The 25,741-nt window shown below is 63.3% G+C and carries 20 protein-coding genes; 13 read left to right on the top strand and 7 right to left on the bottom strand.

The window, feature by feature from the left end; all coding sequences use genetic code 11:
• Window positions 1–154: 154 nt before the first annotated feature.
• The 3 genes from P1K32_RS14760 to P1K32_RS14750 form a co-directional block, all read right to left on the bottom strand.
• A complete protein-coding gene (locus tag P1K32_RS14760; RefSeq protein ID WP_276250458.1) occupies window positions 155–847 on the bottom strand; it encodes a competence/damage-inducible protein A in 693 nt (230 codons plus the stop codon).
• A gap of 342 nt (window positions 848–1,189) precedes the next feature.
• Window positions 1,190–3,802, bottom strand: coding sequence for a CARDB domain-containing protein (locus tag P1K32_RS14755; RefSeq protein WP_276250457.1), 2,613 nt, complete (start codon window positions 3,800–3,802; stop codon window positions 1,190–1,192).
• 138 nt (window positions 3,803–3,940) lie between these two features.
• Window positions 3,941–4,453, bottom strand: a complete 513-nt coding sequence (locus tag P1K32_RS14750; protein WP_276250456.1) for a hypothetical protein — start codon at window positions 4,451–4,453, stop codon at window positions 3,941–3,943.
• Between the two features lie 74 nt (window positions 4,454–4,527).
• Between P1K32_RS14750 and P1K32_RS14745 the strand changes: the two genes are divergently transcribed.
• From P1K32_RS14745 to P1K32_RS14695, 11 genes are all read left to right on the top strand, one after another.
• Window positions 4,528–5,583, top strand: coding sequence for an ATP-binding protein (locus P1K32_RS14745; RefSeq protein WP_276250455.1), 1,056 nt, complete (start codon window positions 4,528–4,530; stop codon window positions 5,581–5,583).
• 131 nt (window positions 5,584–5,714) lie between these two features.
• Entirely contained in the window at window positions 5,715–6,350 is a 636-nt protein-coding gene (locus tag P1K32_RS14740) for a DUF7310 family coiled-coil domain-containing protein (protein WP_276250454.1), read from the top strand.
• Window positions 6,347–6,799 (top strand): DUF7311 family protein, encoded by a 453-nt coding sequence (locus tag P1K32_RS14735; RefSeq protein WP_276250453.1) that lies wholly within the window; start codon window positions 6,347–6,349, stop codon window positions 6,797–6,799. Before P1K32_RS14740 ends, P1K32_RS14735 begins: the two co-directional genes overlap by 4 nt.
• A gap of 31 nt (window positions 6,800–6,830) precedes the next feature.
• Window positions 6,831–8,747: a type II/IV secretion system ATPase subunit gene (locus tag P1K32_RS14730; protein WP_276250452.1), complete on the top strand. Its 1,917-nt coding sequence runs from the start codon at window positions 6,831–6,833 to the stop codon at window positions 8,745–8,747.
• Between the two features lie 6 nt (window positions 8,748–8,753).
• Window positions 8,754–10,481, top strand: coding sequence for a secretion system protein (locus P1K32_RS14725; RefSeq protein ID WP_419181049.1), 1,728 nt, complete (start codon window positions 8,754–8,756; stop codon window positions 10,479–10,481).
• An 85-nt stretch (window positions 10,482–10,566) separates the two neighbouring features.
• Window positions 10,567–11,055: a DUF7283 family protein gene (locus P1K32_RS14720; protein ID WP_276250450.1), complete on the top strand. Its 489-nt coding sequence runs from the start codon at window positions 10,567–10,569 to the stop codon at window positions 11,053–11,055.
• 46 nt (window positions 11,056–11,101) lie between these two features.
• Window positions 11,102–11,491: a DUF7285 family protein gene (locus P1K32_RS14715; protein ID WP_276250449.1), complete on the top strand. Its 390-nt coding sequence runs from the start codon at window positions 11,102–11,104 to the stop codon at window positions 11,489–11,491.
• Window positions 11,491–12,465: a DUF7284 family protein gene (locus tag P1K32_RS14710; protein ID WP_276250448.1), complete on the top strand. Its 975-nt coding sequence runs from the start codon at window positions 11,491–11,493 to the stop codon at window positions 12,463–12,465. Before P1K32_RS14715 ends, P1K32_RS14710 begins: the two co-directional genes overlap by 1 nt.
• The gene (locus P1K32_RS14705; RefSeq protein ID WP_276250447.1) at window positions 12,462–15,590 is read left to right on the top strand and encodes a DUF7286 family protein; all 3,129 of its coding nucleotides are present in this window, start codon (window positions 12,462–12,464) and stop codon (window positions 15,588–15,590) included. Before P1K32_RS14710 ends, P1K32_RS14705 begins: the two co-directional genes overlap by 4 nt.
• A 276-nt stretch (window positions 15,591–15,866) precedes the next feature.
• The gene (locus tag P1K32_RS14700) at window positions 15,867–17,129 is read left to right on the top strand and encodes an outer membrane protein assembly factor BamB family protein (protein ID WP_276250446.1); all 1,263 of its coding nucleotides are present in this window, start codon (window positions 15,867–15,869) and stop codon (window positions 17,127–17,129) included.
• A 335-nt stretch (window positions 17,130–17,464) separates the two neighbouring features.
• Complete coding sequence (locus P1K32_RS14695) at window positions 17,465–18,538, top strand: outer membrane protein assembly factor BamB family protein (RefSeq protein WP_276250445.1); 1,074 nt, start codon at window positions 17,465–17,467, stop codon at window positions 18,536–18,538.
• 153 nt (window positions 18,539–18,691) lie between these two features.
• On the opposite strand, the gene P1K32_RS14690 is transcribed toward P1K32_RS14695, so the two are convergent.
• Together P1K32_RS14690 and P1K32_RS14685 are read right to left on the bottom strand one after the other, a co-directional pair.
• Window positions 18,692–19,516 carry an alpha/beta hydrolase gene (locus tag P1K32_RS14690; protein ID WP_276250444.1) on the bottom strand — a complete coding sequence of 275 codons (825 nt, stop codon included), beginning with the start codon at window positions 19,514–19,516 and terminating at the stop codon, window positions 18,692–18,694.
• Between the two features lie 92 nt (window positions 19,517–19,608).
• A complete protein-coding gene (locus tag P1K32_RS14685; RefSeq protein WP_379691220.1) occupies window positions 19,609–19,980 on the bottom strand; it encodes an Hsp20/alpha crystallin family protein in 372 nt (123 codons plus the stop codon).
• A gap of 219 nt (window positions 19,981–20,199) precedes the next feature.
• On the opposite strand from P1K32_RS14685, the gene P1K32_RS14680 reads away from it, so the two are divergent.
• Window positions 20,200–22,560, top strand: coding sequence for a PAS domain S-box protein (locus P1K32_RS14680; protein ID WP_276250442.1), 2,361 nt, complete (start codon window positions 20,200–20,202; stop codon window positions 22,558–22,560).
• On the opposite strand, the gene P1K32_RS14675 is transcribed toward P1K32_RS14680, so the two are convergent.
• Together P1K32_RS14675 and P1K32_RS14670 are read right to left on the bottom strand one after the other, a co-directional pair.
• Window positions 22,557–24,287 (bottom strand): glutamate--tRNA ligase, encoded by a 1,731-nt coding sequence (locus P1K32_RS14675; RefSeq protein WP_276250441.1) that lies wholly within the window; start codon window positions 24,285–24,287, stop codon window positions 22,557–22,559. The two genes, P1K32_RS14680 and P1K32_RS14675, sit on opposite strands and share 4 nt — an antisense overlap.
• Window positions 24,288–24,332: 45 nt before the next feature.
• Complete coding sequence (locus P1K32_RS14670) at window positions 24,333–25,262, bottom strand: ArsA family ATPase (RefSeq protein WP_276250440.1); 930 nt, start codon at window positions 25,260–25,262, stop codon at window positions 24,333–24,335.
• Between the two features lie 109 nt (window positions 25,263–25,371).
• On the opposite strand from P1K32_RS14670, the gene P1K32_RS14665 reads away from it, so the two are divergent.
• On the top strand, window positions 25,372–25,707 hold the full coding sequence (locus tag P1K32_RS14665) for an OB-fold nucleic acid binding domain-containing protein (protein WP_276250439.1): 336 nt from the start codon (window positions 25,372–25,374) through the stop codon (window positions 25,705–25,707).
• Window positions 25,708–25,741 lie beyond the last annotated feature (34 nt).

Here is a 25,741-nt window from a genome sequence, read left to right as displayed (position 1 = left end):
AAGGAGCAGTATGCTCGAACCCCTCGCGACCGGCGTCCAGCCCGACGTCATCAACGCCGCCGGCGCCTTCGTCAGCCTCGGTGGTATCGCCCTGACCTTCGGCTGGCTGGCCTACCTCTACCGGTAGTCCGGGCCGTCGATACAACCGACCGTCTCACTCCTCGACGGGGTCGACCCGCTCGCGGAGCCACGCCGCGGCCTCCTCGACGGCCTCGGCGTTGGTCCCCTCGAACCGTACGGTCACGTACTCACCGGGGTAGCTACCGACTTTCACCGGGAACAGTTGCCTGACTTTCCCGATGCGGTCGAGCAGCGCGCTCTCGGGTTCGGCCGCGTCCACAGTGACCACGTGGCGGGCCTCGCCGGCAAAGTCGTCGGCCACCTCGGCGAACATCCGCTTCATCTCCGAGGGCACTCCCGGGAGGACATAGCAGTTCTCGACGACACAGCCCGGCGCGACGCCGTCGTGGTTTGGGAGCATCCGGCTTCCCGCCGGCAACTCGCCGGTCCCCTCGGTCAGGTCCGCGCGGCTGTAGCCGCCGTACTCGGCCAGCCACTCGATAGCCTCGTCGCTCTCGACGACCTCGCGACCGAAGGCGGCGGCGACTCCCTCGATGGTCACGTCGTCGTGGGTCGGGCCCAGCCCGCCGGTGACGATGACGGCGTCGTAGTCGGCGTGATACTCGTTGACGACGCGGGCGATGTCGGCGGTCCGGTCGGGCAGCGTGGTCATCCGCTCGACGGTGACACCGCGGTCCCGCAGCTGTTCACCCAGCCACGCGGCGTTTGTGTTGACCGTCTCGCCGACGAGCAGTTCGTCCCCGACTGTGACCACCGCGACGCGCATGGGTCGCGGTAGGACTGCCGGCTACTAATACTGTCTGCTCGCGCCAGCGGTCGTGTGTAATTAAGATACTTGGAGTTCGAACAGCCAGAAAGCCCCCGCGTTCTCGGCTCCCGCGGCTCGCTGCGCTCCAGTAGGTGCTTGCGTCACCGGGAGAGATACGCTCTCCCGAGCCACGCGGCGGAGCCGCGGACGCCGGGGTTCGCCGAGAACGCGGCCCCTTTCAGTCCCACCCATGTCGGCTGATCAACCGGCTACGGGTGGGGCTTTCTGGCTCTCAGCGCCAATCGCTGGGAAAGTAAACACGACCGCGACAGCAGAAGATGGAGCTGCGAACGTCGTCAGTCAGCGCCGCCGACGCAGCGCAGCTCCGGCCAGCAGCGCCAGGAGGGCCGCTGCGACACCGAATCCGGGGCCGCTCCCGCTGGAGGTGTCGGTCCCGCCTGACTCGGTGGGCGTCGAAGCCGCCTCGACGGTCACCGTCGCAGTCTGGTTGTCGTCGTCGGTCTCTGCAGTGACCTGTGACTCGCCAGCGGACGACGGCGAGATGTCACCGGAGACAGTCGTCGACCCACCGGCCGCCAGCTCGACCGTCTCGCTCGTGACTTCCTCGCCATCCAGCGACAGCGCCACGGTCTGTGAGCCCGCGACGCCGCCCTGATTCTCGACGGTCGCTGTGACGCTGTCTGATTCACCGGCCGTCACCGACGACGGCGTGTCCAGTTCCGTGATAGCGAACGAAGCTGGTTCCAGCACCGACAGGTCGGCCGACGCCGAACTGCTCGTTGATTCGGCCGACAGCGTCGTCTCGCCTGCGTCGGCGACGACACCCGAGACCGTCACCGTCGTCGTCTCGTTAGCGGGCAGTTCCGCCCTCGTCGCGCCGACCGTCTCGCCACCGCTTGTCAGTCGCAGCCGCTCGCTGACTGTGATATCCGCCGTGTTGTTCACAGTCACGTTCGCATCGAAGGACTCGCCCGCGGTCGCGTTCTCCGGGGTAGAGACGTTCTCGACGGCGACCGAGTCGGCCGGGACAACCTCGACGGTACCCGCGTCGACGCCGTCCACGGCGAGGTCGTAGGTGCCCGGTTGCTCGGGCGTCCAGTCGAGCGATGTCGTCGTCTCGTTGTCCGCGTCGACCGAGACCTCTTCGCTCGTGACGTTCTCGCCGTCCACGCTCAGCGTGGTGTTTCGCGCCCCGCGCAGCCGGTCGTCGTTGGCGATAGTCGCCGACACCGGCACCGACGCGCCGGCGCTGACCGCAGAGACGTTCGTCGACGCGGTCTCCGTTGTGAGCTCCGGTGGTTCGACCACTTCGACCGTCCCGGCGCTGGCGTCGTCCACCGCGACGTCGAAGCTGCCCAGCGACTCGGGCTCCCAGTCGACCGTGACGTTCTGCTCGTCACCGGGCTCGCCCGAGACGGTGACCTCTGTGACCGTTTCGCCGTCGACTCGCAGGTCGACCGTGTCCTCACCGGCGATGTCGCCAGTGTTGACGACCGTCGTCTCGATTGGCACGGTCACACCCTGGGCCACGAGGTCTTCGTCTATCGAGGCAGCGGTCGCAGAGATGTTCGGCGGTTCGAGCACCTCCAGCGTCTCCGTTTTCGTCTCGCCGGCTATAGAGGCCGTAACGTTCACCGTCCCGGTCTCTGTGGTCTCGACGGTGCCATCCGAGACTGACGCGACGGAGTTGTTGGTCTCGTAGCTGGCCGTCTCCGTTGCCGTGACGGTGCGACCATCGGCGAGGTCGAGTGTGACCGTCGCGTCGGTGGCGTTCCCACGTGCCACGCGGGTGTCTTTCAGCGAGAACGAGACGTTCTCGACGGCCCAGTTGTGAACCGGGTACTCGTCGGTTGCGGTCCATGCCGGCCCGAAGTTCAGCGCGTCCATGTTCTCGCGGGCGGCCGTTCCCTGCATCTCGTCCGTAGATACTCCCGTTATCGCTCCATCAGAAACGTCGTCACCACCGGTTCCGACCGTCTTCTCGAGCGTCGCTTCGTCCGTGTCGTAGTAGATATCGGTGAACGGGTCATCATTGAGTACCTGGCCCGCTACGTTTCCATATCGGCCGTTGCTATCGTCGGTTCCTGCCACAGAAGAAGTTGTGTATGTGCGCTGGATACTTTCTCTGGTCTCGACCCAACCGACGAGGCCACCGACGTTGTACTCAGCGGTCACGGTACCGGTCGAATACGCCTCGACCACACTGGTACCCTGGTTTTCCCCGATGAGTCCGCCAGCTCTCCTTGTCGTATCGACATCGCCCATTGCATAGACCGACTGCATTTCGCCACCAATTGCCGAACCCACAAGGCCGCCGACAACTTTGTTGGCAGTCACGTCACCTGAGGCGTACGACTGAGTGAGCGTCCCGTCAGCCTGTGTACCGACGAGTCCACCGGAATTTCGTTTTTCTGCGTCGACCTCGACAGCAGCCCCCGACATGACGATACGCCCGTTGTTACCGCCGACGAGCCCACCCACAGTAACTTCACCGTCGACGGTACCGCTCGCGTGCACATTTCGGATGGTTCCACCGTTGTTTGCCCCGACGACAGTGCCGACGTTCCCGGTTCCCACCATCGAGGCGTCCACGAGCGAAAGGTGTTCGACCGTGCCGTCAGACACGCCAATCAGACCCGCAAACCCTTCTGTCGGCCTGTTTACTGTAAGTCCGCTTATCGAATGATTCTGGCCGTCGAAGCTCCCCGTGAATTTGTTCTCGTCGTCACCGACGGGGTCGAATCCGGCACCATCGTTCCAGTTCTCCGTATCGCTAGCGTCAATGTCGTTGCCGAGGACGTAATGGGCGTCCCGGTCCTCGTTCATCGCCTGGAGCTCGTCGACGTTAGTGACCACGTACGGGTCCTCTTCGGTCCCACTGCCGTCCATCTCGTCGAGTGTCGATTCCTGTGCCGCGGCTGTTCCCGGGAACCCGACTGCGACCGTGCTCACGACCAGAACGACCGTGAATACGGCTGACCCAAGTCGGCTATTGGTTAGTAGCATGGAGGATGATTACAGTATCAAAATTAGCTAGTATAAGCTTTCTGGTGCTGAATACTCCGCTCAAAAAGGGGCGCCAGTCCGGAGTTACGCCGTAACGAGAATCTCCGGGTTGTCTTGTTCGTCCTCGTAGTTCCCGTCAGACGGTGGCTGGAGGGAAACTTTCAGCGTCCCCTTGTTCTGGTCGGCGCGGAGGTTAGTCTCGACATCCGGGCTTGCCGACGAGGCGTCGTCGTCAGCGAACGTAATATCGACTTCGTTCGAATCCTCACCGGTGCTTTCGACGTACGTGCCACCAACAGTCGAGACCGACCCACCTTCGATGACTACCTGTACACCGTTGACTGGTTCACCGTTCTCGTCCACAACATTGAAATTCAGCTCCTTGGCCGAAGAACGACTCTGAGCGTCGGTAACGGTGGCTTCTTCACCATCGTCAAGTTCGTATGTTAATTCAGTCGTCTCGAACGTCGGCAGTCCGCCGAGAATACTCGTCATGATGGCCAGACTCGCCACGCCGACGACGAGCGCGATGACCAGTCTGATTGGGAGTCCTTCGATACCACGGTTGTCACGCCAGAGCTTTGTCAGCCTCTGCATGCCCAGTTTGGTTCCGTCTTCTGACTTAAACTTTGGAGCCAAGATTGAAATATGAATCCGCAGCAAAGGCCGTCGTGAGCTTCGTAATCGGACGAGAGGAGGGCATCGACTTCGGGCCCGCCGGCGACCTGGGGTCGTACCGTGCCCTCGACGGAAGCGAGGGCGCGCCGCTGCACATCGACCTCGACGGTCCCCACGCCATGCTCATCGTCGGGAAGCGTGGGTACGGGAAGTCCTACACCCTGGGCGTCATCGCGGAATCGCTCGCGCGGGCGAGAGGCGTCGCGCCGGTCATCATCGACCCCATGGGCGTCTTCGACACGCTGGGCGAGGAGGCCGACGGCGAGCCGGTGCCGACGACGGTCGTCGACGACCCGGCCGTGACGCCGCGGTCGCTCGACCCCAAATCCTGGTGTGCGCTGCTGGGGCTGTCCCCCGAGAGCGGGGCGGGCGGGCTCGTCTGGCAGGCCGCCGGGAACTGCGACTCGCTCGCTGAGATGCGCGCCCACGTCGAGGAGACCGACGCACCGAAAGTGGACAAGCGGGCCGCGACCAACCACATCAGCCTCGCCGAGTCGTGGGGCGTCTTCGACGAGGACGGTATGACCGCGGCTGACCTGGGCCAGAGCGAGATTACGGTCGTCGACGTCTCCGGGCTCGACTCGGCGCCGATGAACGCCGTCGCCCGCGGTATCGGCGAGGCGCTGTACCGCGCTCGGGTGGACCGAGATATCCCCAGGCTCCCGTGGGTGCTCATCGACGAGGCCCACACCTTCTTCGAGGGCGTCGCGCGGTCGGCGCTTGAGACTATCCTCACGCGTGGCCGCGCACCCGGTGTGAGCCTGATCATGGCGACCCAGCGCCCGAGCGTCGTCCCCGAAGTGGCCGTCTCCCAGTCCGACATCCTCATCTCCCATCGCCTGACCTCCGAAGTGGACCTGGAGGCGCTCGACGCCGCCCAGCCGACGTACATGAAATCGTCGCTGGGGGAGCGACTGCCGACCGGCCCCGGGGAGGTCGTCATCATCGACGACTCGACAGAGACGGTCCACGCGGCACAGATACGGCGGCGGGCCACGCCCCACGGCGGTGACAGCCCGAACGCCAGCGACGTCACCCTGGAGGAGTGAGACAGACGGTGTCGTGACGCCCCGGTCTGGGTCGGCCCCGAGTGCGCGTCATCCGACACCACACCGTCTGAGAGGCTTTTTCTCGCCTCGAAAATCTGAGGTTTAAGTACAAAGAGGTGCGTAATCAGGCCATGACGGATATCGATCGGATCGAACAACGACTGGCCGCCGTCGAGCGGACCGTCACCGACGGCGACCACGACTTGAACGACATCGCCGACCTGACAGATCTCGCGGACGATATAGACCGGGTAGAACAGCGTCTCGACTCTATCGAAGAACGGGTGGCCGAACTCGAGGGGATACACGACGCGCTGGACGGCTACGTGAGCAACGTCCGATCGGTCAACGAGAACGTCGAGCAGCAGGCGGGCGCGGCGTATGCGGCCGTCGACCGACTCGAAGACCGCGTGGACGACCTCGAACGGGCGGTCGATGGCGAAACCGCCGCACAGACCCCGTCGGGCAACGCAGACCAGGGCCCCGAGAACACGATGATTCAGGCGAACGACACGGGGTCGCGCCGGACTGACCTCGAACAGACGGTCGAAGATATCGTCCCGGACGAGGACAGCGACGACGACGAGGACGGCCTGATGTCGTCGCTGACAGGCGTGTTCGGCGACGACGAGTCCAAGAACGGGAGCAGTGAGAAGCCCGTGACGACGACCGCAAGGGGGTCCGGCACTCTCGTAAACGGCGAGTCACCGGCGGAGGAGGAACCGGACGACGAAGACGACGGGTTCCTCGCGTCGCTATTTAAATGATACGCGTAGTCGTCGCCGTGTTGCTGACAGTCGCTATCATCGGTGTCTCCGTCCCGGCGATAGAGCGCGGTGCGATGACCAACAGCGAGAAAATCGTCGAGCAACAGGTCTCGGAGCTGTCCACGGCGTCCGTGTCGCTGGTGGAAAACGAACAGGTCCCGCCGGACGGTGTCAGGGGCCCACAGCGGTCGGTCACACTCACGTTCCCGGACGATTCGTTGACCTCGGTACCGTTAGCGAAGTTCCGCATCGAGCGACACTCGGAGAACTTCAGCATCCTTCGCTACCGGCTGGAGGGCGGCACCGACCAGCAAACTACAATCGATGCCCCCATCGTCAACAACGAGTTCGAGAACACGTCGTCGCTCCGGGGTACCGGTGAGCGCGACTACCGCCTCGAACTGCAACGGCACAACGAAACGGCGGTCGTCGTGCTGTCCCGCGCCTAATTTTAAGTCCGAAGACGGGGCGAGTCCCGGCATGTCGGAAAACGCTAGCTCACTGCAGTCCATGCTCGGCCTCGATTCCCTCTCTATGTTCGGAGGCGACGGGGACGAGGACCCATGTGACTGTTCGGTGTCGGTCGACGACGGGACACTGGTCGTCGACGCCGACGACTGCTCGGGGGACCTCGCAGAGAGCGTCGAGTGTCGCCAGACGGTCATCGACGAACTGACCGACAGGGGGGTCGAGCGGATACACGTCCACCGCAACGGACGTGAGTACCGCTACCTGCAGGACGGTGTCGACTTGCTGACCGCGGCGGGTCGGTTCATCGAACTGGTCGGTAAGCGAGACCAGCGGCTGGCGACCGAGGCGTCCCAGGACCCGCTCAGCGTCGCGACAGAGCTCCGTTCGCGTGTCGGCCCCATCGCCGACATCGGCATCGAGTCCGAACTCGTACGCGCCGGCGGCGGGGTCGACTCCTACGAGCAGGTGTTGTCCCCGTTCGTCGGGTTGACGGTCGCCAACTACTACGTGGACCGGTCGATGACCGAAGACGCACGCCTCTCGGAAGTCCGCGAGCTGGAGACCGGCAGCGAGGCCAGAATCTACGAGCGGTCCGATAGCGTTCCCTTTTACTCGCTTGACCTGGTGGACCTCACGCTGTCGAGCGAGGAGCGGACGGTTCTCATGGACGCCTACGAGGCCATCGCTAACGGGATCGTCGAGGGCGAGCGGGCGGCTTCGAGGGCTATCAAACACGTGACCGACGAGGACGTCGACCCGGTGTTGACCGCCGTGCTCGCCAAACACACGGAGGGGTACGGTATCCTCGAGGACATCTTCGCGGACCCGAGCGTCACGGACATCTACGTCACCTCGCCGGTCGGCGCGAACCCGGTACGCGTGGTCGTAGACGGCCAGGCGATGACGACGAACGTCTACATAACCGAGAAGGGCGTCGGCGCGCTCGCCTCGCGTATCCGCCGGACCAGCGGGCGGGCGTTCTCGCGGGCGAGCCCGACCGTGGACGCCAAGGCCGACCTGGAGAACGGTACCGGCGTCCGTATCGCCGGGGTGACCGACCCGGTCTCGGAAGGCGTCGCCTTCGCCTTCCGCGAACAGGCCGACGACAAGTTCACGCTGCCGGGACTGGTCGCCAACGGGACGATGCCGGCCGAGGCGGCCGCGTTCCTCTCGGTGGCCATCGAGCGCAACGCAGCGGCACTTATCGCCGGGACGCGAGGGGCCGGGAAGACGACGCTGCTCGGGACGCTGCTGTACGAGCTCGCCCCGGACACACGGACAGTCATCATCGAGGACACCCCGGAGTTGCCGGTGAACCCGCTACAGGAAGTGGACCGGGACATACAGGCGCTCCGGACGGGTACCGGGAGCGGGCCGGAGATTTCGGCCGCGGACGCGCTGAAGACCGCACTGCGTCTCGGGGACGGGGCGCTGGTGGTCGGTGAGATTAGGGGCGAAGAGGCCCAGGTGCTCTACGAGGCGATGCGCGTCGGTGCAAACGCCAACGCGGTGCTCGGGACCATCCACGGTGACGGGGCCGACTCCGTCTTCGAGCGGGTCGTCTCCGACCTCGACGTCCCGCCCTCGTCGTTCGGCGCGACGGACCTCGTGGTCACGGTGCAGGCGTACAAGACCCCCAACGGACGCAAGCGACGGCTCTCGGCCATCGAGGAAGTCATCGTCCGCGAGGACGGCATCTACTTTGAGTCCCTCTACGAGATAGAGGGCGACCAGGCCAAATCGACGGGCCGCATCGACCGGGGTGAGAGCCGGCTCATCCATCGACTGACGGGCCCGGCCGAGGAGTACGCGGACATCCGGGCAGACATCGACGAGCGCACGGAGTTCATCGAGGACCTCGCGAAAGACGGCGTGACGGGGCCACACGAAGTCGCCCCGGCGTATGCGGACCACAGACAGGGGTGAGTACCGATGGGAAAGATGGCTAGCCTGGTGCTGGCGCTGGCCGCGATGTATCCGGACGACGTCGACGTGAGCGACGAGCTCGTCGAGGCCATCGCCTTCATCGAGCCCGAATACGCGCCCGAAGAGCTCGTTCGGGCCGGTTACGTCGCGGGCATCTTCGCCTTTTTCCTGCCGCTGCCGCTCGTCTACACGCCCGTCCCGCTGGTGGCCGTCCTCGTCATCTGTGTGGTCGTCTCCTTCCTGGTCATGCACGCGGCACACTCGGCGCCGCATCTCTTGGCCGCCTTGCGACGGACGCGGGCATTGGGTGAGACACCGGACCTCATCGGCCGCGCCGTCCTGCGGATGCATATCCAACCGGCGACGGAGAACGCCGTTCGGTTCGCCGCCGAGACCGGGGACGGCCCGCTCGCGACCAGCCTGGAGTCACACATCGACCGATCCATCGGGACGCCCGAATCCGGGCTCATCAGCTTCGCGGAGGACTGGGCCGAGGACTTCCCGGCGCTGCGTCGGTCCTCGCACCTGCTGTCGGCCGCGCAGGAGGCACCCGAGGGCGAACGCGACCGGACACTGGGCCGGGCGATGGCAGCGGTGCTAAATGGCACCCGGGACCAGATGGCGGAGTTCACCGCGGCCATCCGAGGGCCGACCACGGCGCTGTACGCCTTCGGCGTCATGCTCCCGCTCGCGCTGGTCGCGCTCGTCCCGGCCGCCTCCCTGGCGGGGTATCCGGTCTCCATCTGGTTCTTCGTGGTCGTCTACAACGTCGTCTTGCCCATAATGCTCATCGCAGCCAGTGTCTGGCTGCTGGTGCGACGGCCCGTCGCGTTCCCACCGCCTGACGTCAAGCGGTCTCATCCCGACGTCCCCGACCGGACCTGGCCACCGTTCGTCTACGGGGCACTCGCTGGTGTCTGTGGGGCGGCACTGGCAATCATCATCGGTTCCAGGCATCTCGCACCGCTTGCCGGCATCGGTCTCGGGGCCGGGTTCACCCTGGTCGGGTACTTCAGCCCCATCAAGGAGGTCCGCGAGTACGTCAAAGACGTAGAGGAGCACCTGGTCGACGCGCTGTACATCGTCGGTCGACAGGTCTCCGAGAACGAGGCCGTCGAGTCGGCGATCGACCACGCAGGCCACCGTGTCCCGGGCGAGACGGGCGACGTGTTCGACGACGCCGCCGGTATCCAGAAACGGCTCAAGACAACTGTCGAGGAAGCGTTCCTCGGGCAGTACGGAGCGCTCAAGGACATCCCTTCGATTCGAACGGAAGGGACCGCTGCGCTGCTGGCGATCGCGGCCGACGAGGGCCAGCCCGCCGGGAAGGCCATCGTCTCGATGGCTGACCACCTAGAGGAGCTGCGAGAAGTCGAACGCCGGACCAAACGCAAGCTCGCGATGGTGACCGGGACGCTCACGAACACGGCCTCCTTCTTCGGGCCGCTCGTCGGCGGAGCCACCGTCGGACTGGCAAGCGGAATGGTCGGCGAAGGAGCGAACGCCGTCGAAGGCGGCTCGGCGCTGCCGACGGACCAGCTCGGTATCGTCATCGGTGTCTACATCATCACGCTCGCGGTTATCCTGACGACGCTGTCGATGGCGCTCCGTCACGGCCTCGACCGCTCCCTCATCGGCTACCGAGTCGGGCGCGCGCTCATCTTCGCGATACCGATCTACCTCATCGCCTCCGTCGCCGTCGGCGTCATCGCCGGCTCCGACGCGCCGGTGTAGTCGGAGTGGAATTATTTTTGAATTACATATGAAATAATCTCTATACTAGCTTGAATTTAAGTACCATCACGAATCGAATCTCGGCATGGATTTAGAAGCGCCCGCAGACGCCTGGTACGTGTTTATCGGCGTCTCCATCATCAGTGTCGCTGTCGCTGGTGTGGCTTTGGGATTTCCGTCCGGCTTAAGTCCCGATGCAGAGGGGGCTATGAACCAGATAAACGAGGTCGCCGGCAGTAATTATGAGGAGTACGGCAAGCAGGACCACCGAGCCGAGCAGTTCTGGGTCGATGGGAAACGAATCGGGCTGAAAAACCAGTACGGCACGTCGACATCGTCGGTTCGGTTCGGGACGTTAGCACCGGTTCACGGAAACGATAAGCTCGCGGAGGTACTGGCCAGCGGTTCAATTAACGATACGTACACGTCGAAAAGCACGTTCAGGACCGACGTTGAGACCGCACAGGACAGCGCGTTTTCGGACGGTGACCCAGCGTGGCGGTCCGCCAGTGGACAGCTTCGAGTTCGAAAGGTAACGTGGGGTGATGCAAGTGTTACGCTCGTCGACTTCTGACGGAACGACACGAGGGCAGACAGAACCGCTAGCGGCGCTCATCGCAGTGACGTTCCTCGCAGTCGGACTGGCAATGTACGGGAACGTCATCACCGACGTACTGCCGGGCGGCAGCGACGAGGCCATCGAGCAGGTAACCCTCGATCGGGTCTGGGAGGAAATCAACGAGGACGGTCGATACCCCGACGACGGCTCACCGGTTGCCAGCCTTCCACCGGAGACGTTCCCGGAGGGCAACATCGTCTACGTCTCCGTAACGAGGTTAGAAGGTGACACGACCGTCACAGAGGAAGAACACAAGTTCGACAGCGACGGCCAGCGAATGAGTGACGTCGAGCGCCCCGACGACCCCCAGCGCGCACAGCGACCGATTCCTGTGGAAGTCGGGCCCGCCGACGTAGACGGTGGCACGCTGACAGTGGAGGTCTGGGACTGATGCGACCTCGAACACGCGGAATCAGCACCGTGGTCGACGTCGCGATGGCACTGTTCCTGATTACGGCGAGTATCGGGATTGTGATGGCTTTTCTGGACACCGGGAGTGCCAATACGCCGGAGACGGCAGAACGGACGGCGAACACGCTGGCTGGGACGACGATGAACACGAGTTACTCGCTGATCCCGATTCGGGACGAGGAGGAGTTCGATGATAAGGGATACAGCGACGACGCCTACGAACGCCAGAGTTACGGCTCCGTCGCCGGGGAGATAGCGGCCGCGACTGTGGTGAACGCCCGCTTCAATGACACGGCCGGCGATGACGCAGGGGACACTGAGCTCCTCACGAAGGAGGGCGTGCGATACTCGCGTGCCGTCGAGGGACAGACCCTCGAGATGTTGAGTGCGACGAACTCGGACGCGCGGGTCACCGCGATATGGCGTCCGTACGAAGACGCTGAGATAGAGGGTCGCCAGCAGTACGGACCGACGCCCCCGGGCGATGCCGACGTGAGCACGGAGACGATAACGGTCCCGAGCTCGATTCCAAAGAGTGACGAAAGCAAAATAGAGAGCGCATACAGCCCGTCTAGAATCGACTGGCAGGCGGCCGCCGAACCCGTCGCCAAAGCGATAATCGAGGGGTATTTCCCACCTGAGGAGATGCAGCTGTCGCTCGAAGCACAGCGCTTCGAGCGGTCGCTGGCAGTGTATCGCTATCTCCGGATGGCTGATATCGTGGGCGAAGATTTCGACCCCGAAGACGGTTCGGACCCGCTCAGCCGGACCGGTGCCGATGCGACGACAGCTAACGAGCGGCTTGCCACGTCCAGTGGTGGGAATCTGACGAGCGCCATCGCTGCGGACATGAACGAGAGCTACGACGCGGACGAAATCGAGAGCGGAGCCGAGCTGGCCGACCGAGTATCGACCGAACGAGTGACAATAACTATCGAGACCTGGAACACATGAGTAAGAAGCGACCGAAGACGATATCGTTCAATCTCGACGAACGGGCCCGCATTCCGTTCGCGATGATAGGTGTACTGCTGTTGATAACGAGTACCACTGCAGTGACAGTGTTGAACCAGCGCGAAGACCCCGAAACGGAGATAAACGTCGGCGCCGCCATGGAACGAGGGCAGTCGACTTCGGAGGCGACACTCCGCCAGAGCGCGCTCACGGCGTTTCGTGACAGCGCCAGAGCCCCAGTGACCGAGGCCGGGACCGGAACGCCGGTCAGTGACGGCGTCGAACCGCCCAGTCTGGATTCGGGCGACGAAGGGTACGAGGACGCGGTGTTCAAGCGATACATCAAGCTCCGAATCTATCTGACGATGCAGTCGCAGCTGGAAAATCAGAGCCAGGAACTGAGCTCGAACACCACTGTCTCTAGCTCGCTGCCCGAGGTCGAAAACAGCAAGAGCAGCGTCAGGGCCGCTATCGACAGGGTCGAACTCGACGCCGGATACGACAACGACGACATCGAGAACGGGACTGTCGAGGTCTCCATCGATAGCATCGAGACCACCGTCGAACGCGACGGGGAGGTACTCAGCGAACAGACCGAGTCGCAGTCGGTAACCGTGGCCTCGACCGTGTTCCAGGTCCACGAGCGCACACAGACTTACGAGGACCGCCTCGAGATGGGCTTTTTCGAGCCTGGCTTCAGCGGTGACGAACGGTTCCGCGGATTCGGCCGAAAGTTCGCTATCAGAGCGTACCCGAACGCCTACGCGAGAACGTACTTCGACCGCGCCCCCAAGCCGGGTAGCTGGGACAGAGCGTTCCCAACTGTCAACGAGAACCGACACACGGAAATCCTGGCCAACGACGCCATCTACTCCGTCCAGGAGTCGACGTTCGGTACCAAAGACCCCATGAGCGACAGGGTCATGAACGGCCGGTGGATGTGCTTTGGCTACTCAACGTTGCACTCTGTTCAGCAAGCGTACACTGGTGATAATCCGGACGAAGACGCCAACAGTAGAGGTGATAATCTCACCGATGAAGACGATATAGACAGCGAGACGGAAAATGCGCTCTCCGAGGAGTTAGGGACCAGCGCAGAAGAGCTGTTCAGCGATGACAATATCTGTGGTCTCTCGTGGACGTTCTTCGGTAACGCCGACGGCTCGTTCCCCTCCGCACCGACGGTTCAGGAAATGACCAGTGACATCCTCACGAGCAACTCCGATACGCTCTCACAGGAAGAGACAGTCACCGTAGAGCCGTTCGCGCAGGCGGCTTACTACGAAGTGTCGGGGTACTCGGACGTTGCAAATGAAGTCGAAGAAGAGATGTCTATTTCCGGCGACCAGGAGCCTGATAACTATGAAGATCGATTCGGGGACAACGATACGTCGGAGGAGCAAGATTCGGTATCGGACCTGACCGGGCCGGACGGTGAAGACTTGGACTTCGAAGAGAAAATCGACGAGACCATCGATGAGGTGTACTCTGTCGACGTCTCGGCTACCGACAACGGGGGTGCGACCCGCAGCGGTACCAGTCCGAGCGCGCCGTCACCGGGCTCGGAATGGGAGGCAGTCGACACAGATGAGACGATAACGAACAACGAGGTGACCGTCGACGTCGACCGCGGCCCGACGGAAACCACGAGCCAGGAGAGCGACGTATACGACGTGGACGTAACGGTCGATAACAACGTGCACGTCGAAACCGACTGGGAGAAAGAAGTCGAAGTGCCGTGTGAGGACGAGAACGAAACCGGCTGCACGGAGACTAAGGACAAGACGACCGAAGACGATTCCGACATCGAGTACTCCGTCAGTATCGACGTCACGGCGGACCACAGCACTGACACTGACATTCGGTCACGCGGCATCGAAAACGCCTACGAGTCGGGTGGTGACGGCCCCGCGGGGACGAACAACTTCGGCAACGTGCACGAGGACGCTGCGGATCAGGTGTTCGGTGCCAGTGGACCGAGCGAGTCTGACGTCGAAAGTGCCATCCGTTCCTCGATAACTGCGACCGATGTCGAGTCGACCAGCGAGATGGAGAACCAGGTCGGATACAGCACCGATGTAGACGTAAGCGTCAGTCCGAACGACAGGGCCGAGCTGGAAGATTGGCTCGAAGACGAACTGGCCGAGACCAGACAGGACGTCATCGACGAGGAATACGCGGTCACACAGAGTCGACTGGATATGGTCACGTCCGACGAACCACTCGCGGAAATGAAAACCGATCTCAGAGGAGATCGTGACGACTACGTCACCGAAGACGTCGACAGCAGGTACGACAGTGCACCCGGGAAAGCACGGGCACAACTGCGGAATGATTACATCGACAAGACCATCGAATGGGCCGAATACACCGAGTCCCAGCAGCAAGAGGCCACCGGCAAGGTCGATGACGCGATAGATTCCAGTATCGGCGACGAGGTCGAAGGCGTTGACAGCGCACTCGACGAATCACTGGGGTTGGCCCAGGACATCCTGAACGGTGGTGTCGACACAGAGCCCGGTGAACTGGAAGGCTCGCCAGAGCTCGGGGACGTCACCTACGAGGTGGACGGGTCGCCGACCTATCTCTCGCGAACCAGTGTCTCAGCGAGTGAAGCACCCGCTGTCCGTCGGTCTGACGCGGGCCCGATGGACTCGGAGGCACGCGACGCCCACGCGCCACTGGGAGCGAAGTACGACAACATCATCCTCCCGTGGCCCGGTCTGCCGATAACGCCGTGGCCGCCGGGATACTGGATTATGACACTCAGTTCGTGGAACGTCCAGGTCGACGGGGAGTACGCCCGCTTCGAGGTCCGGGCCGAGACCGGTGACGCGAGCACGACCGGGTCGACCACCTACGTCCGGGATGACCGGCCCGTCGAACTCGATATCGAGGATGACAAGCGCGAAGTCGGTCGGGTGAAACCGATAAACTTCGAGAGTTCCACGATTGTAGTCGCGGTCGTTCCGAGTAAACTCCGTATGCCGAGGGGGAAACTCGGTGTCGGCGATAGAGGCAGCGCCAGTCGCGGTGGCTGGTGGGACTGCTCTGATACCTGGGGCGCAGTCGGCCCCGAATACGACGGCGGAGACGGGAGCTGTAACTACATCCTGGACGACTGATACGGGTCGCCGTGCCGTGGATCGGGTATCGACCGACCAGGAGGTCGGCGATACCGGTACGAGATTACCGTAATCCGTCTAACGCCCCCGATAATTTACTCTCGACCCGATTCGACACTCCGGGGTCGAACCGTTCACCAGCTTTCAGCTGATGTATATTGACGTATGTTCAGCATCTCCAGTATGCTAATATTTTCATAAATATCTCCGGGGACCTCGATTATATTTGGTCGTGTCGATGTAAACTTTTAAATGGTGACCAGAGTATTCACGCGCATGGGTCGACAAACGGGTCGTCGCGCGTTTCTAAGCACAGTACTTACGGGCAGCGTCGCTGCACTCGCTGGCTGTGGTGGTGAAGACGGAACAGGAAACGGAACAGAAGACGGAACAGAAGACGGAACTGACAGTCCGAGCGACGGGTCCGGAAACGCATCGAGCAGTGGCATGGACGGCTCCTATCCCATGTTCGGGGGCAAGCCCGAGCGGAACGGGTATCTGTCCGAGGAGTCCGGGCCAGACGAACCGACCGAACAGTGGAGCGTCGAGTTCGAGCCCAGTTTCTACAACAGTCCTATCGTCGCAGACGGCGCCATCTACCAGACGTCCCGTGACAGCGAAACGCTGTATGCGATATCGGCCGAGGATGGCTCCGAACTGTGGACCTACGATCTCGAGAGTACAGAGATCCCAGCAGAACCGGCTGTTGCTGACGGGAGAGTGTTCGTCGGAGGAAAAGTCGGAAAGGTTCACGCCATCGACGCAGCTACTGGCAAGCGAGAGTGGGTCTACGACACAGGCAATAGTAATTTCGAAACGTTGAGAGGCCCTGCTGTAGCCGATGAGACACTGTACGTAGCCAAGACCAATCAAGGTGGGGCAAACGGGAAACTGGTCGCACTCGACGTCTCGAACGGAGATATCCGCTGGGAACACCAGGAAGCGATCGGAATTATGTCCGCACCAGTGGTCGCTGACGGAACCGTCTATTTCGAAGACGAAGGTACCCTCTTCGCCGTAAACACCGACGATGGCTCCGAAGAATGGTCCAAAGAGATCTTGACCTATCTAGAATCGGATACCACGCTACTCCAACGACCCGTCTATCACGATGGTACACTGTATGCAGGCGGCCTCGGACCGTACGACGGGAACGGGGCTGGTGCCGTATTCGCAATCGACGCGAGCGACGGCTCTCGAATCTGGCGGACCGAGGTCGACACCGACACTCGGCAACCCGCTGTCGACGGTGACTCCGTCTACATTAGCGGTGCAGAGGGGCAGGTTTTCTCACTGGCCGCGGACGACGGGACCATCGAGTGGGAGGTCGACGCGAACACCGAACGCTTCTCTCCCACGCTCACGGATGAAGCGCTTTACGTCAGCGGCGATGACAATACGGTGGTGTCGCTCGACCCGACTGACGGCAGCGAGCAGTGGCGGTTCGACACTAATGGTCACCCGGGTGAACCGGTTGCAGTAGTCGACGGAACTATCTACGCCAGCACGTATCGAGGAACTGTACACAGAATCGAGTGACTGATACGTAGAATAAGCCCATATTGACGGAACGCCTCTCGGTGACAGCCGCACTCGTCCTGGATGGTGAGCGTTCTATATGGAATTAACCAGGGTTAGAGAGTTTAGATTAACGGTATAATCACTATTTTTAAATGATCGTCTCGATACCTATGATTATGAATTCACGAACGGGTCGTCGCGCGTTTCTAAGCACAGTACTTACGGGCAGCGTCGCTGCATTCGCTGGCTGTGGTGGTGAAGACGGAACGGGAGGCGGAACAGAAGACGGAACTGACAGTCCGAGCGACGGGTCCGGAAGCACATCGAACAGTGGCATGAGCGGTTCCTATCCCATGTTCGGGGGCAAGCCCGAGCGGAACGGGTATCTGTCCGAGGAGTCCGGCCCGGACGACCCGACCGAGCAATGGAGCGTCAAGTTCGAGCCCACTTTCTACAACAGCCCCATCGTCGCAGATGGCGCCATCTACCAGACCTCACGGGATAGCGGAACGGTGTATGGAATATCCGCCGAGGATGGGTCCGAACTATGGACGTACGATATCGACCCCGGCGACTTCCCGGGAGAGCCAGCGGTCGCAGACGGCACCGTATTCGCCGGTGACAACGTCGGTGTCGTCCATGCTATCGACGCTGCCGATGGAACGGAACTATGGACACACGACAGTGGGACGACCAGTCTCGAGACATCGTGCGGCGTCGCTGTAGTCGATGACACGGTGTATGTCGGCCAGAGCTATCGGGGGGACGCGAAAGGAAAGTTGCTCGCGCTCAACGTCTCGAACGGAGACGTTCGCTGGGAATACAAGGACCTGACTGGGACTATCTCGGCGCCAATCGTCACTGATGGAACGGTCTACTTCGAAGACGAGGCCCTCCTATACGCCCTCAACAGCGACGATGGCTCCGAGGAATGGGTCGAGGATTTCAGGTCCTTCATGGAAAATGACACCGCATTACTGCAGCGACCGGTGTATCACGACGGAGCGCTGTACGCCGGCGGTCTGAAGCCGTATGATGGTGACGGTGGAGCGGCGATATACGCTATCGACGCCAGCGACGGCTCCCGACTCTGGCGGACCGAGGTCGATACCGAGACTCGACAGCCGGCCGTCGACGACGACTCCGTCTACGCCGCCGGTGCGGACGGTCGCGTGTTCTCGCTAGCCCAAGACGACGGCACCATCGAGTGGGAGGTCGACGCGGGGACATCGAAATACTCCCCAACAGTTGCCGACGATAGTCTGTATCTCGGCGGAGACTTCGATGGGTTCGTAGCACTCGACCCAGCGGACGGGAGCGAGCAATGGGAGTACGACATCGACGCCGACCCGGGTGAACCGGTAGCTATCGTCGATGGCACCATATACGCCAGTACCTGGAGAGGGGATATCCACGCTATCGAATAAGCGAACGCCTGGCTAGGACGGCGAGTATGCGCCTTCGAGACGGCTGCCAGTATGGTGTTTTTGAGCCTCAAAAGCGCGCTTCGCGCGTTCGAGTAACGGGCGACGGAGACAGTCCACAGTGATGCTACGTCGTGGCGGACGTCGAAATATCCGTCAGTACCCGTCCGGGTTGTCTCGAACACCGGGCTCGGGAGTCTCCAGTTGTGTTTTCAGGAACTCCGCGGTGCGGTCGTATGTCGACTCGTAGTGAGCCCCGTCGAAGGGGAAGCCGTGACCGCCGGGAACCACGCGATGGTCGACCGTGGTCAGCGGATCGAGCGTCTCGGCCAGTATCGCCGACTGCTGTGGGTCGACCACGCGGTCGTCCTCGCCGTGGAGCAGGAGTGTGGGCGGCATCGACATGTCGGCCTGCTCGACCGGCGAGGCGAGGTCGTAGGCTGCCGGGAGTTCTTCCGGTGAGCCGCCCAGGTACGTCTCCCGGCGGTCGTCCAGTCCCATGCGGAAATCGTAGATACCGCTGTAGCCCACCACCGCCGAAAGTGCCGACGACGCGCCGGGGTACATCTCGGGTTCGAGCGCCGGGTCGTCGGCCGTCGCCGCTGCGAGCACCACCAGGTTCGCGCCGGCGGAGTGACCCACGGCGGCGACGCGCTGTGGGTCCACCTGCTCGCACTCGGTGCGACACCACTCGATAGCAGCCTTCACGTCGACCAGCGCCGCGGGGAACGTGTGCTCGGGCGCGAGTCGGTACTGGGGTTCGACGACGAGATAGCCGGCTTCGGCGAGGTCGATGGCGTGGCGGGCGAACTCGCCCTTGTCCCCGACCGTGAATCCGCCGCCCCGGACCAGCACGGCAGCGGGTTTCGGTGCGGCGCTCGCCGTGGATTCGTACACGTCCAGTCGGAGGGTCTCACCGTCGACCGCGTGGAAGGGGACGTCTCGCCTGACGGTGACCGTCGTCTCCTCGGGTGTGTTCACGGTCGCCAGTCCGGTCGGCCGAAATAAAAACGCGTTGAGAGCGACAGTCGACTCGTCCGAAAGCAACAAATCGGTCGCGACGGCGCGGGGCGTCACCCCTCGATTTCGATGGGCTTGCCCCGGGCCGTGGCCCCCTGTGTGACCGGGAGCCTGACTTCGAGGATGCCGTTGCGGTACCGAGCGCCGATTGCCTCGTCGTCGACGCGCTTGGGGAACCGGAAGCGCCGGTGGTAGGTGCGGCGCTGGTTCCGCTGGGCGTCCTCGGTCTTCGCGGCGATGTTCAGCATGCCGTCGTCCCACGTGACGTCGATGTCCGCAACGTCGAACCCGGGGAGCTCGACGCTCAGTACGAACTCACCGTCTTCCTCGTACAGTTCGTAGTCGTCCGCACCTGTCTCGAAGAATTGTCCCGGAAGGTCGAGTTCTCGCATCCACGAACTCGGTGTGGTCGTGGGAAGCGCCATTGCTGTCACCTCTGTTATGTTCGAGATTTGCTAGCGGTTCGTAATAAATACCACGAACTATGCTACTGTTCGACATCCCTCAGGAACGGCCGCTATCATAGGGTTTTGCAACAATCGACCGGGCAGCTGCCAGCCGATATCACGTTGCATAGTGCTTGACGACCGCCCACGGCGTATCGATAGAACAAAGGAGAGAAATAGCCCATATTTAGGGAATTGATGTACGAGCGGTTCGTTCTGGCCCTGTATTTTCTCGCCGGCGTCTCGACACTGTTCGTCGCGCTGGCGTGGCGCCGGCGTGACAGCCCCGGTGGAACGCCTCTGGTGTTGTTCCACGTGGCGCTTGCGGTCGGCGCGTTCACGTACGCCCGAGACGTCGCCGCGACGTCGCTGTCGTCGCAGGTGCTCTACTGGCAGGTCGCGACGGTCGCACAGGGCGTCGTCGCTATCTCGTGGCTCTACGCCGCGCTCCAGTTTGCGAACTTCGACCGGTCGCTGACACGGCGCATCGTTGGACTGCTCGCGCTCGACCCGCTCCTCGTCGCGGTTGGCTTCCTGCTGCCCGGAATGCGGCTGTTGGAACTACCGGCGGCCGGGACGATGGGCTCGTTGCTCCACGCCACCGAGGCACAGATAACGCCACTGTTCCTCGTACACATGGGGACCATACTCGTGACGGCCCTGGCCGGGACCACCGTTCTCATCCAGCTGTTCGTTCGGTCGCGTCACCTCTACCGGACACAGGCCGCGGCGGTGCTCGTTGCGGGACTCGCCCCATGGACCGTCGCACTCACCCAGCGGTACTTCCTCCAGGTCCCAGAGGACGCGACAATCTTCGCCTGGGGTATCTCCGGCGTGGCACTGGCGGCCGGGCTCTACACGTTCAAGACGCTAGACCCGGTCCCGGCGGCTCACTCGACCGTCGTCGAGACCATGGGCGACGGGACTCTGATTCTCGACGTCGACGGCCGCGTCAGCGACGTCAACCCTGCCGCCAGAACGCTGCTCGCAGACGAGGAACTCGTCGGCCAGCCGATCGGCTCGGTGATCGAAGACTGGGAGCGGTTACAGGCCGGTGAGGACGGCCACCGGGACTGGGAGGAGCTGTCGGTGACGGTCGACGGCGAGGAACGGTTTCTGGAGGTCGAGACGACTTCCTTTACCGACCGCTTCGACGACGAGGTCGGCACGCTGGTCGTGCTTCGGGACGTCACCGACCGGAAACACCGCGAGCAGCGCCTCGAACAGTACAAGCTCATCTTCGACTCCGTCACCGAGCCGGTCTACGTCCTCGACGATGATGACCGCATCGTCCGGTACAACGAGCCGTTCGCGGAGCTGGTGGGGTACGACGGCGAGGCCCTCGTCGGCGAGCCGATATCAGTGGTCCTCGGGCCGGAGCCGACGGTCACCGACGGCGGGTTCAGTGACCACACCGAGGCGACGGTACGGACGGACTCGGGCACCGAGGTCCCCTGCGAACTGGACCTGGCGCCGGTCGAACTCCACGAGGGCGACGTCGGACGGGTGGGTATCATCAGAGACATCAGCCAGCGGAAGGCCATCGAGTCCGAACTGGCACAGACGACCGAGCGCCTGGAGACGCTCGTCGAGGCCTCACCGCTTGCCATCATCGCCCACGACACGGCAGGCATCGTCGATGTCTGGAACCCCGCCGCGGAGTCGCTGTTCGGCTGGAGGGCGGACGAAGTCCGGGGCGAGCAGCTTCCGATTCTCCCCGAGGACAACTACGACGAATTACTCGACCAGCACGAACAGATACAGGACGGGAAACACCTCACAGGCTGGGAGACCGAACTGCAGCGCAAGGACGGGCGGACGATACCGACCAGCGTGTCGGCCGCACCGATACGGGACACGGACGGCGACATCGTCGGCACCGTCTCCATCATCGCGGACATCACCGAACAGAAGGCCAGACAGCGCCGGCTCGAGCGACAGAACGAGCGGTTAGACGAGTTCGCCAGCCTCGTCAGCCACGACCTCCGGAACCCACTCCAGGTCGCGACCGGCCATCTCCAGCTGGCGCGGGCGGGCGACGCCGACGTCACGTCCCATATCGACGACGCCGAGAGCGCACTGACCCGGATGGAAGCGCTCATCGAGGACACGCTCACGCTGGCCAGACAGGGTCGCGATATCGGCGAGACCGAACGCGTGTCGATAGAGCGACTGGCCGAACGGGCCTGGGGCAACGTCGCGACCGGAGCCGGCAGACTCGCGGTGGCCGACCCACCGGTCCTCGACTGTGACCCCGACCGCGCGGTAGAGCTACTGGAAAACCTGTTCAGCAACGCGGTAACCCACGGCGGCGGGACAGAGGCCGACCCCGTGACCGTGACCGTCGGGGCGCTGCCCGACGGGTTCTACGTCGCCGACGACGGGACGGGTATCCCGGACGGGACGGCCGAGATGGTGTTCGAATCAGGCTTTACGACTGCCGAGGACGGGACGGGCTTCGGGCTCGAAATCGTCCAGACCATCGCGGACGCCCACGGCTGGCACGTCGACGTCACGGAGAGTGAGAGCGGTGGTGCCCGGTTCGAGTTCAGTGTCTAGGGATGCGCGAAGTAGGCGACCGACTCGCCGTCGGGGTCGACACGGTCGACGCGGGCGAAGCCGATTCGCTCGAACTGGAGCATATCGTCGGCCTCGTAGTCGAGATAGCCCGGCTCGGCGACGCCGGTCACGTCGCCGTCCATCGTTCGCAGTCGGAGCTCGGGGCCGTCGGCCGGTGCCCAGTGGACCACGTCAACACCCTCCTCGCGGACCGCCGTGATGTCGTCACCGACGTACTCGAACGCGTCGCGGGTGTGTCGCACGCAGCCGTAGCCCTTGAGCCAGACGCGGTCGCCGTGGTCGGGGAGGTCGTCGCCCTCGACGACGACGCCGGGGTCGACGGGGATGTCCCGCCGGCCTCGGTCCTCGAAGTCGGGATGCAGCGGCGGGTGGCCGGCGTCCGGACCACCGACGACCTGGCGTTCGACGAGCCCGCCGAACGCCTCGTCGTCGCGGACGAAGAACGCGCGGTCGGTGTCGTCGTCGATTAGTTCGCGGTTGTTGGCGTACACGGACGATATCGCGAGGTCGACGTCGGAGGTGGAGGTCCCGAGTTCGACCATCGCGTCGACGAGCGCCTCGCCCCGGATGCCGCGCCGTCGGAGGCTGGCGACCGTCGGCGCGCGCGGGTCGTCCCAGCCGTCGAGTTCGCCCTCGGCGATGAGCTCGCCGATGGTCGAGGTCGACATCGAAACGTCGTAGGCATCGACCTGCACGTGGCCCCAGTGGACGACCTCGGGGTACTCCCAGCCGAAGTAGTCGTAGACGAAGCCCTGTCGCTTCGCGGAGTCCTGCAGGTCGATACCGCGGATGATGTGGGTGATACCGAGCAGGTGGTCGTCGACGCCGCTCTGGAAGTCGAGCATCGGCCAGCAGCGGTACTGTGCCGCCTCCTCGCGCGGGTGAGGGGTGTCTATCATCCGAAAGGCAACGAAGTCACGCAGCGCGGGGTTCTTGTGGGTGATGTCGGTCCGGACCCGCAGCACCATCTCGCCGCTCTCGTACTCGCCGTCGACCATCGCTTCGAACTCCTCGGCGACGGTCTCGGTGTCTTTCTCGCGGTGGGGACACGCCTCGCCGCTGTTCTTCAGGTCGGAAAACTCCCCCTGCGGACAGGAACACGTGTAGGCCCCGCCCTGCTCGATGAGTTCGCGGGCGTGGTCGTAGTAGACATCGACGCGGTCGCTCGCTTTGACCACGTCGTCGGGCTCGAAGCCGAGATACTCGATAGCGTCGAGAATCGCGTCGTAGGCGTCGAGGTCCGGGCGCTTGGTCTCGGGGTCGGTGTCGTCGAACCGGCAGATGAACTCCCCATCGTAGCGGTCCTTGTACGTGCCGATGACGGCGGCCATCCGCGCGTGACCGATGTGCCACGGGCCGTTGGGGTTCGGAGCGACGCGCATCCGCACCTCGCCGTCCTCGGCGTTCGGGAGGTCCGGCAACGGGTGGTCGTCGCCCTCGTCCTCGCTCTCTATCTCGTCTAACTTCTCGGGGGCGAGTTCCGCGATGCGCTCTCGGCGCTGTTCGCTATCCATTCCGTTGACCCGCTCGACCACGGGTGCGATGATACCGGGAATCTCGTCGCCGTACTCCCGGAACTCGGGGTTCTCGCCCATCAGCGGCCCCATAATAGCCCCGACCTGTGCCTCACTGTCGTGTTTGACCGCGTTGAGGAGGGCGTTCGTCTCGGCGGCCTCCTCGATACGCTGGCGTAAGTCGTCGTCCATGGTCGAACGGTCCGGTGGGCGGCCTCAAAACGCCGTCGGGTTCGGTCAGCCGCCAATATGTGTACCGATCCGCTCCAACGCCGCCAGTCCGGTCACCTCGCCGGATTCGTCGGGGACGGTCCAGACCGCCAGTACAGGCAGTGACTCCCGAAGTGCGGCCAGCGACTCCTCCTGGACAGCCTGCTTTCCCAGACAGCGCTCACAGTCGCCGGGGTCCTCGATGACCTTGTTGACGACCAGCGTCCCCACCGGGACCTCGAACTCCCGCAGCTGGGCGACCAGCCGTTCGCTCTCGCGGACGGCCATCGTCTCGGGGATGGTCACGACGCGGAACTCCGTTCGGGTGGGGTCCCGGAGCACTTCGCCGACCCGTTCCATCCGGTCGCGCATCTGGGTGAAGCTGTCGGCTTCCTCGCGGCGTCTGCGTCCCATCGGCCCGAACAGCATGGTCCGAGCGGTGTCGACCTTCCGGCGGACCTGGTCGCGCAAATCGAGCGCAGTCGCCAGCCCGCGGTCCATCACCTGCGGAAGATCGAGCAGGCGGAGCGTGTGGCCAGTCGGCGCAGTGTCGAAGACGACCCGCTCGAACCGGTCGTCGTCGACGTACGTCGCCAGCCCGTCGATAGCGGCGAGCTCGTCGCTGCCCGGTAAGACGCCCGAACTGAACAGCTCGGCGACTTGCTCCTCGTCTAGGTGGATACCGGCGTCGTCGAACTCCTCGGCCAGCGCCTCGAAGATGACCTCGTAGCGGTCGACACCCGCTTGCGGGTCGATTTCGACGCCCCAGAGCCGGTCGCGTATCTCGACCGGCTCGGCGCCGATGGACTGTTCGACGGCGTCGCCCAGCGAGTGAGCCGGATCCGTCGAGACAACCAGTGTCTCGAACCCCTCGCGGGCCAGTTCCAAGCCGGTCGCCGCCGCGACGGTCGTCTTTCCGACCCCTCCTTTGCCGCCGTAGAGGACGAACTCTGTCACGGCTCCCCGTTAGTATCAGACAGACATAACTCTCCGGTGTCGGTGGGACCGTTCGACTGTGTCTCACACCGACACGTTGATTTTTATATCACAAGAATTACTGTGAAATATGTCTCGAAACACAGGTGTTCGGACGTACGGGCTCGTAGCAGTCGGACTGATGGTCGGCCTCGCTGGGTGTGGCGGGATACTCGGCGGCAGCGGATGTAGCCCCGGCGAGACGGAGATAGCCGAGGCGAGCGGGGAGGTGTCAGTCACCGGCGAAGTGACTGAGACCGGTCAGGGGTCGTTCACCATCGACGACGGCACCGATACGGCGTTCGTCCAGAGCCAAGACGACGTCTCCGAGGGCGACTGTGTGACCGTCGAGGGTGTCGCGAGCGATACGAGTAGTATGCCCGGTGCGAACGTGACGATAGCCGCAGAGAGCGTCTCGGTCAACTAACGACTAGCCCGAACTCCACTGGGGGCGCGTAACA

It is taken from the genome of Haloarcula rara (assembly GCF_029338235.1).
Taxonomy (GTDB): Archaea; Halobacteriota; Halobacteria; order Halobacteriales; family Haloarculaceae; genus Haloarcula; species Haloarcula rara.
The sequence above is the reverse complement of the archived record's forward strand: the minus strand, read 5'-3'. Positions and strand labels throughout refer to the sequence as shown.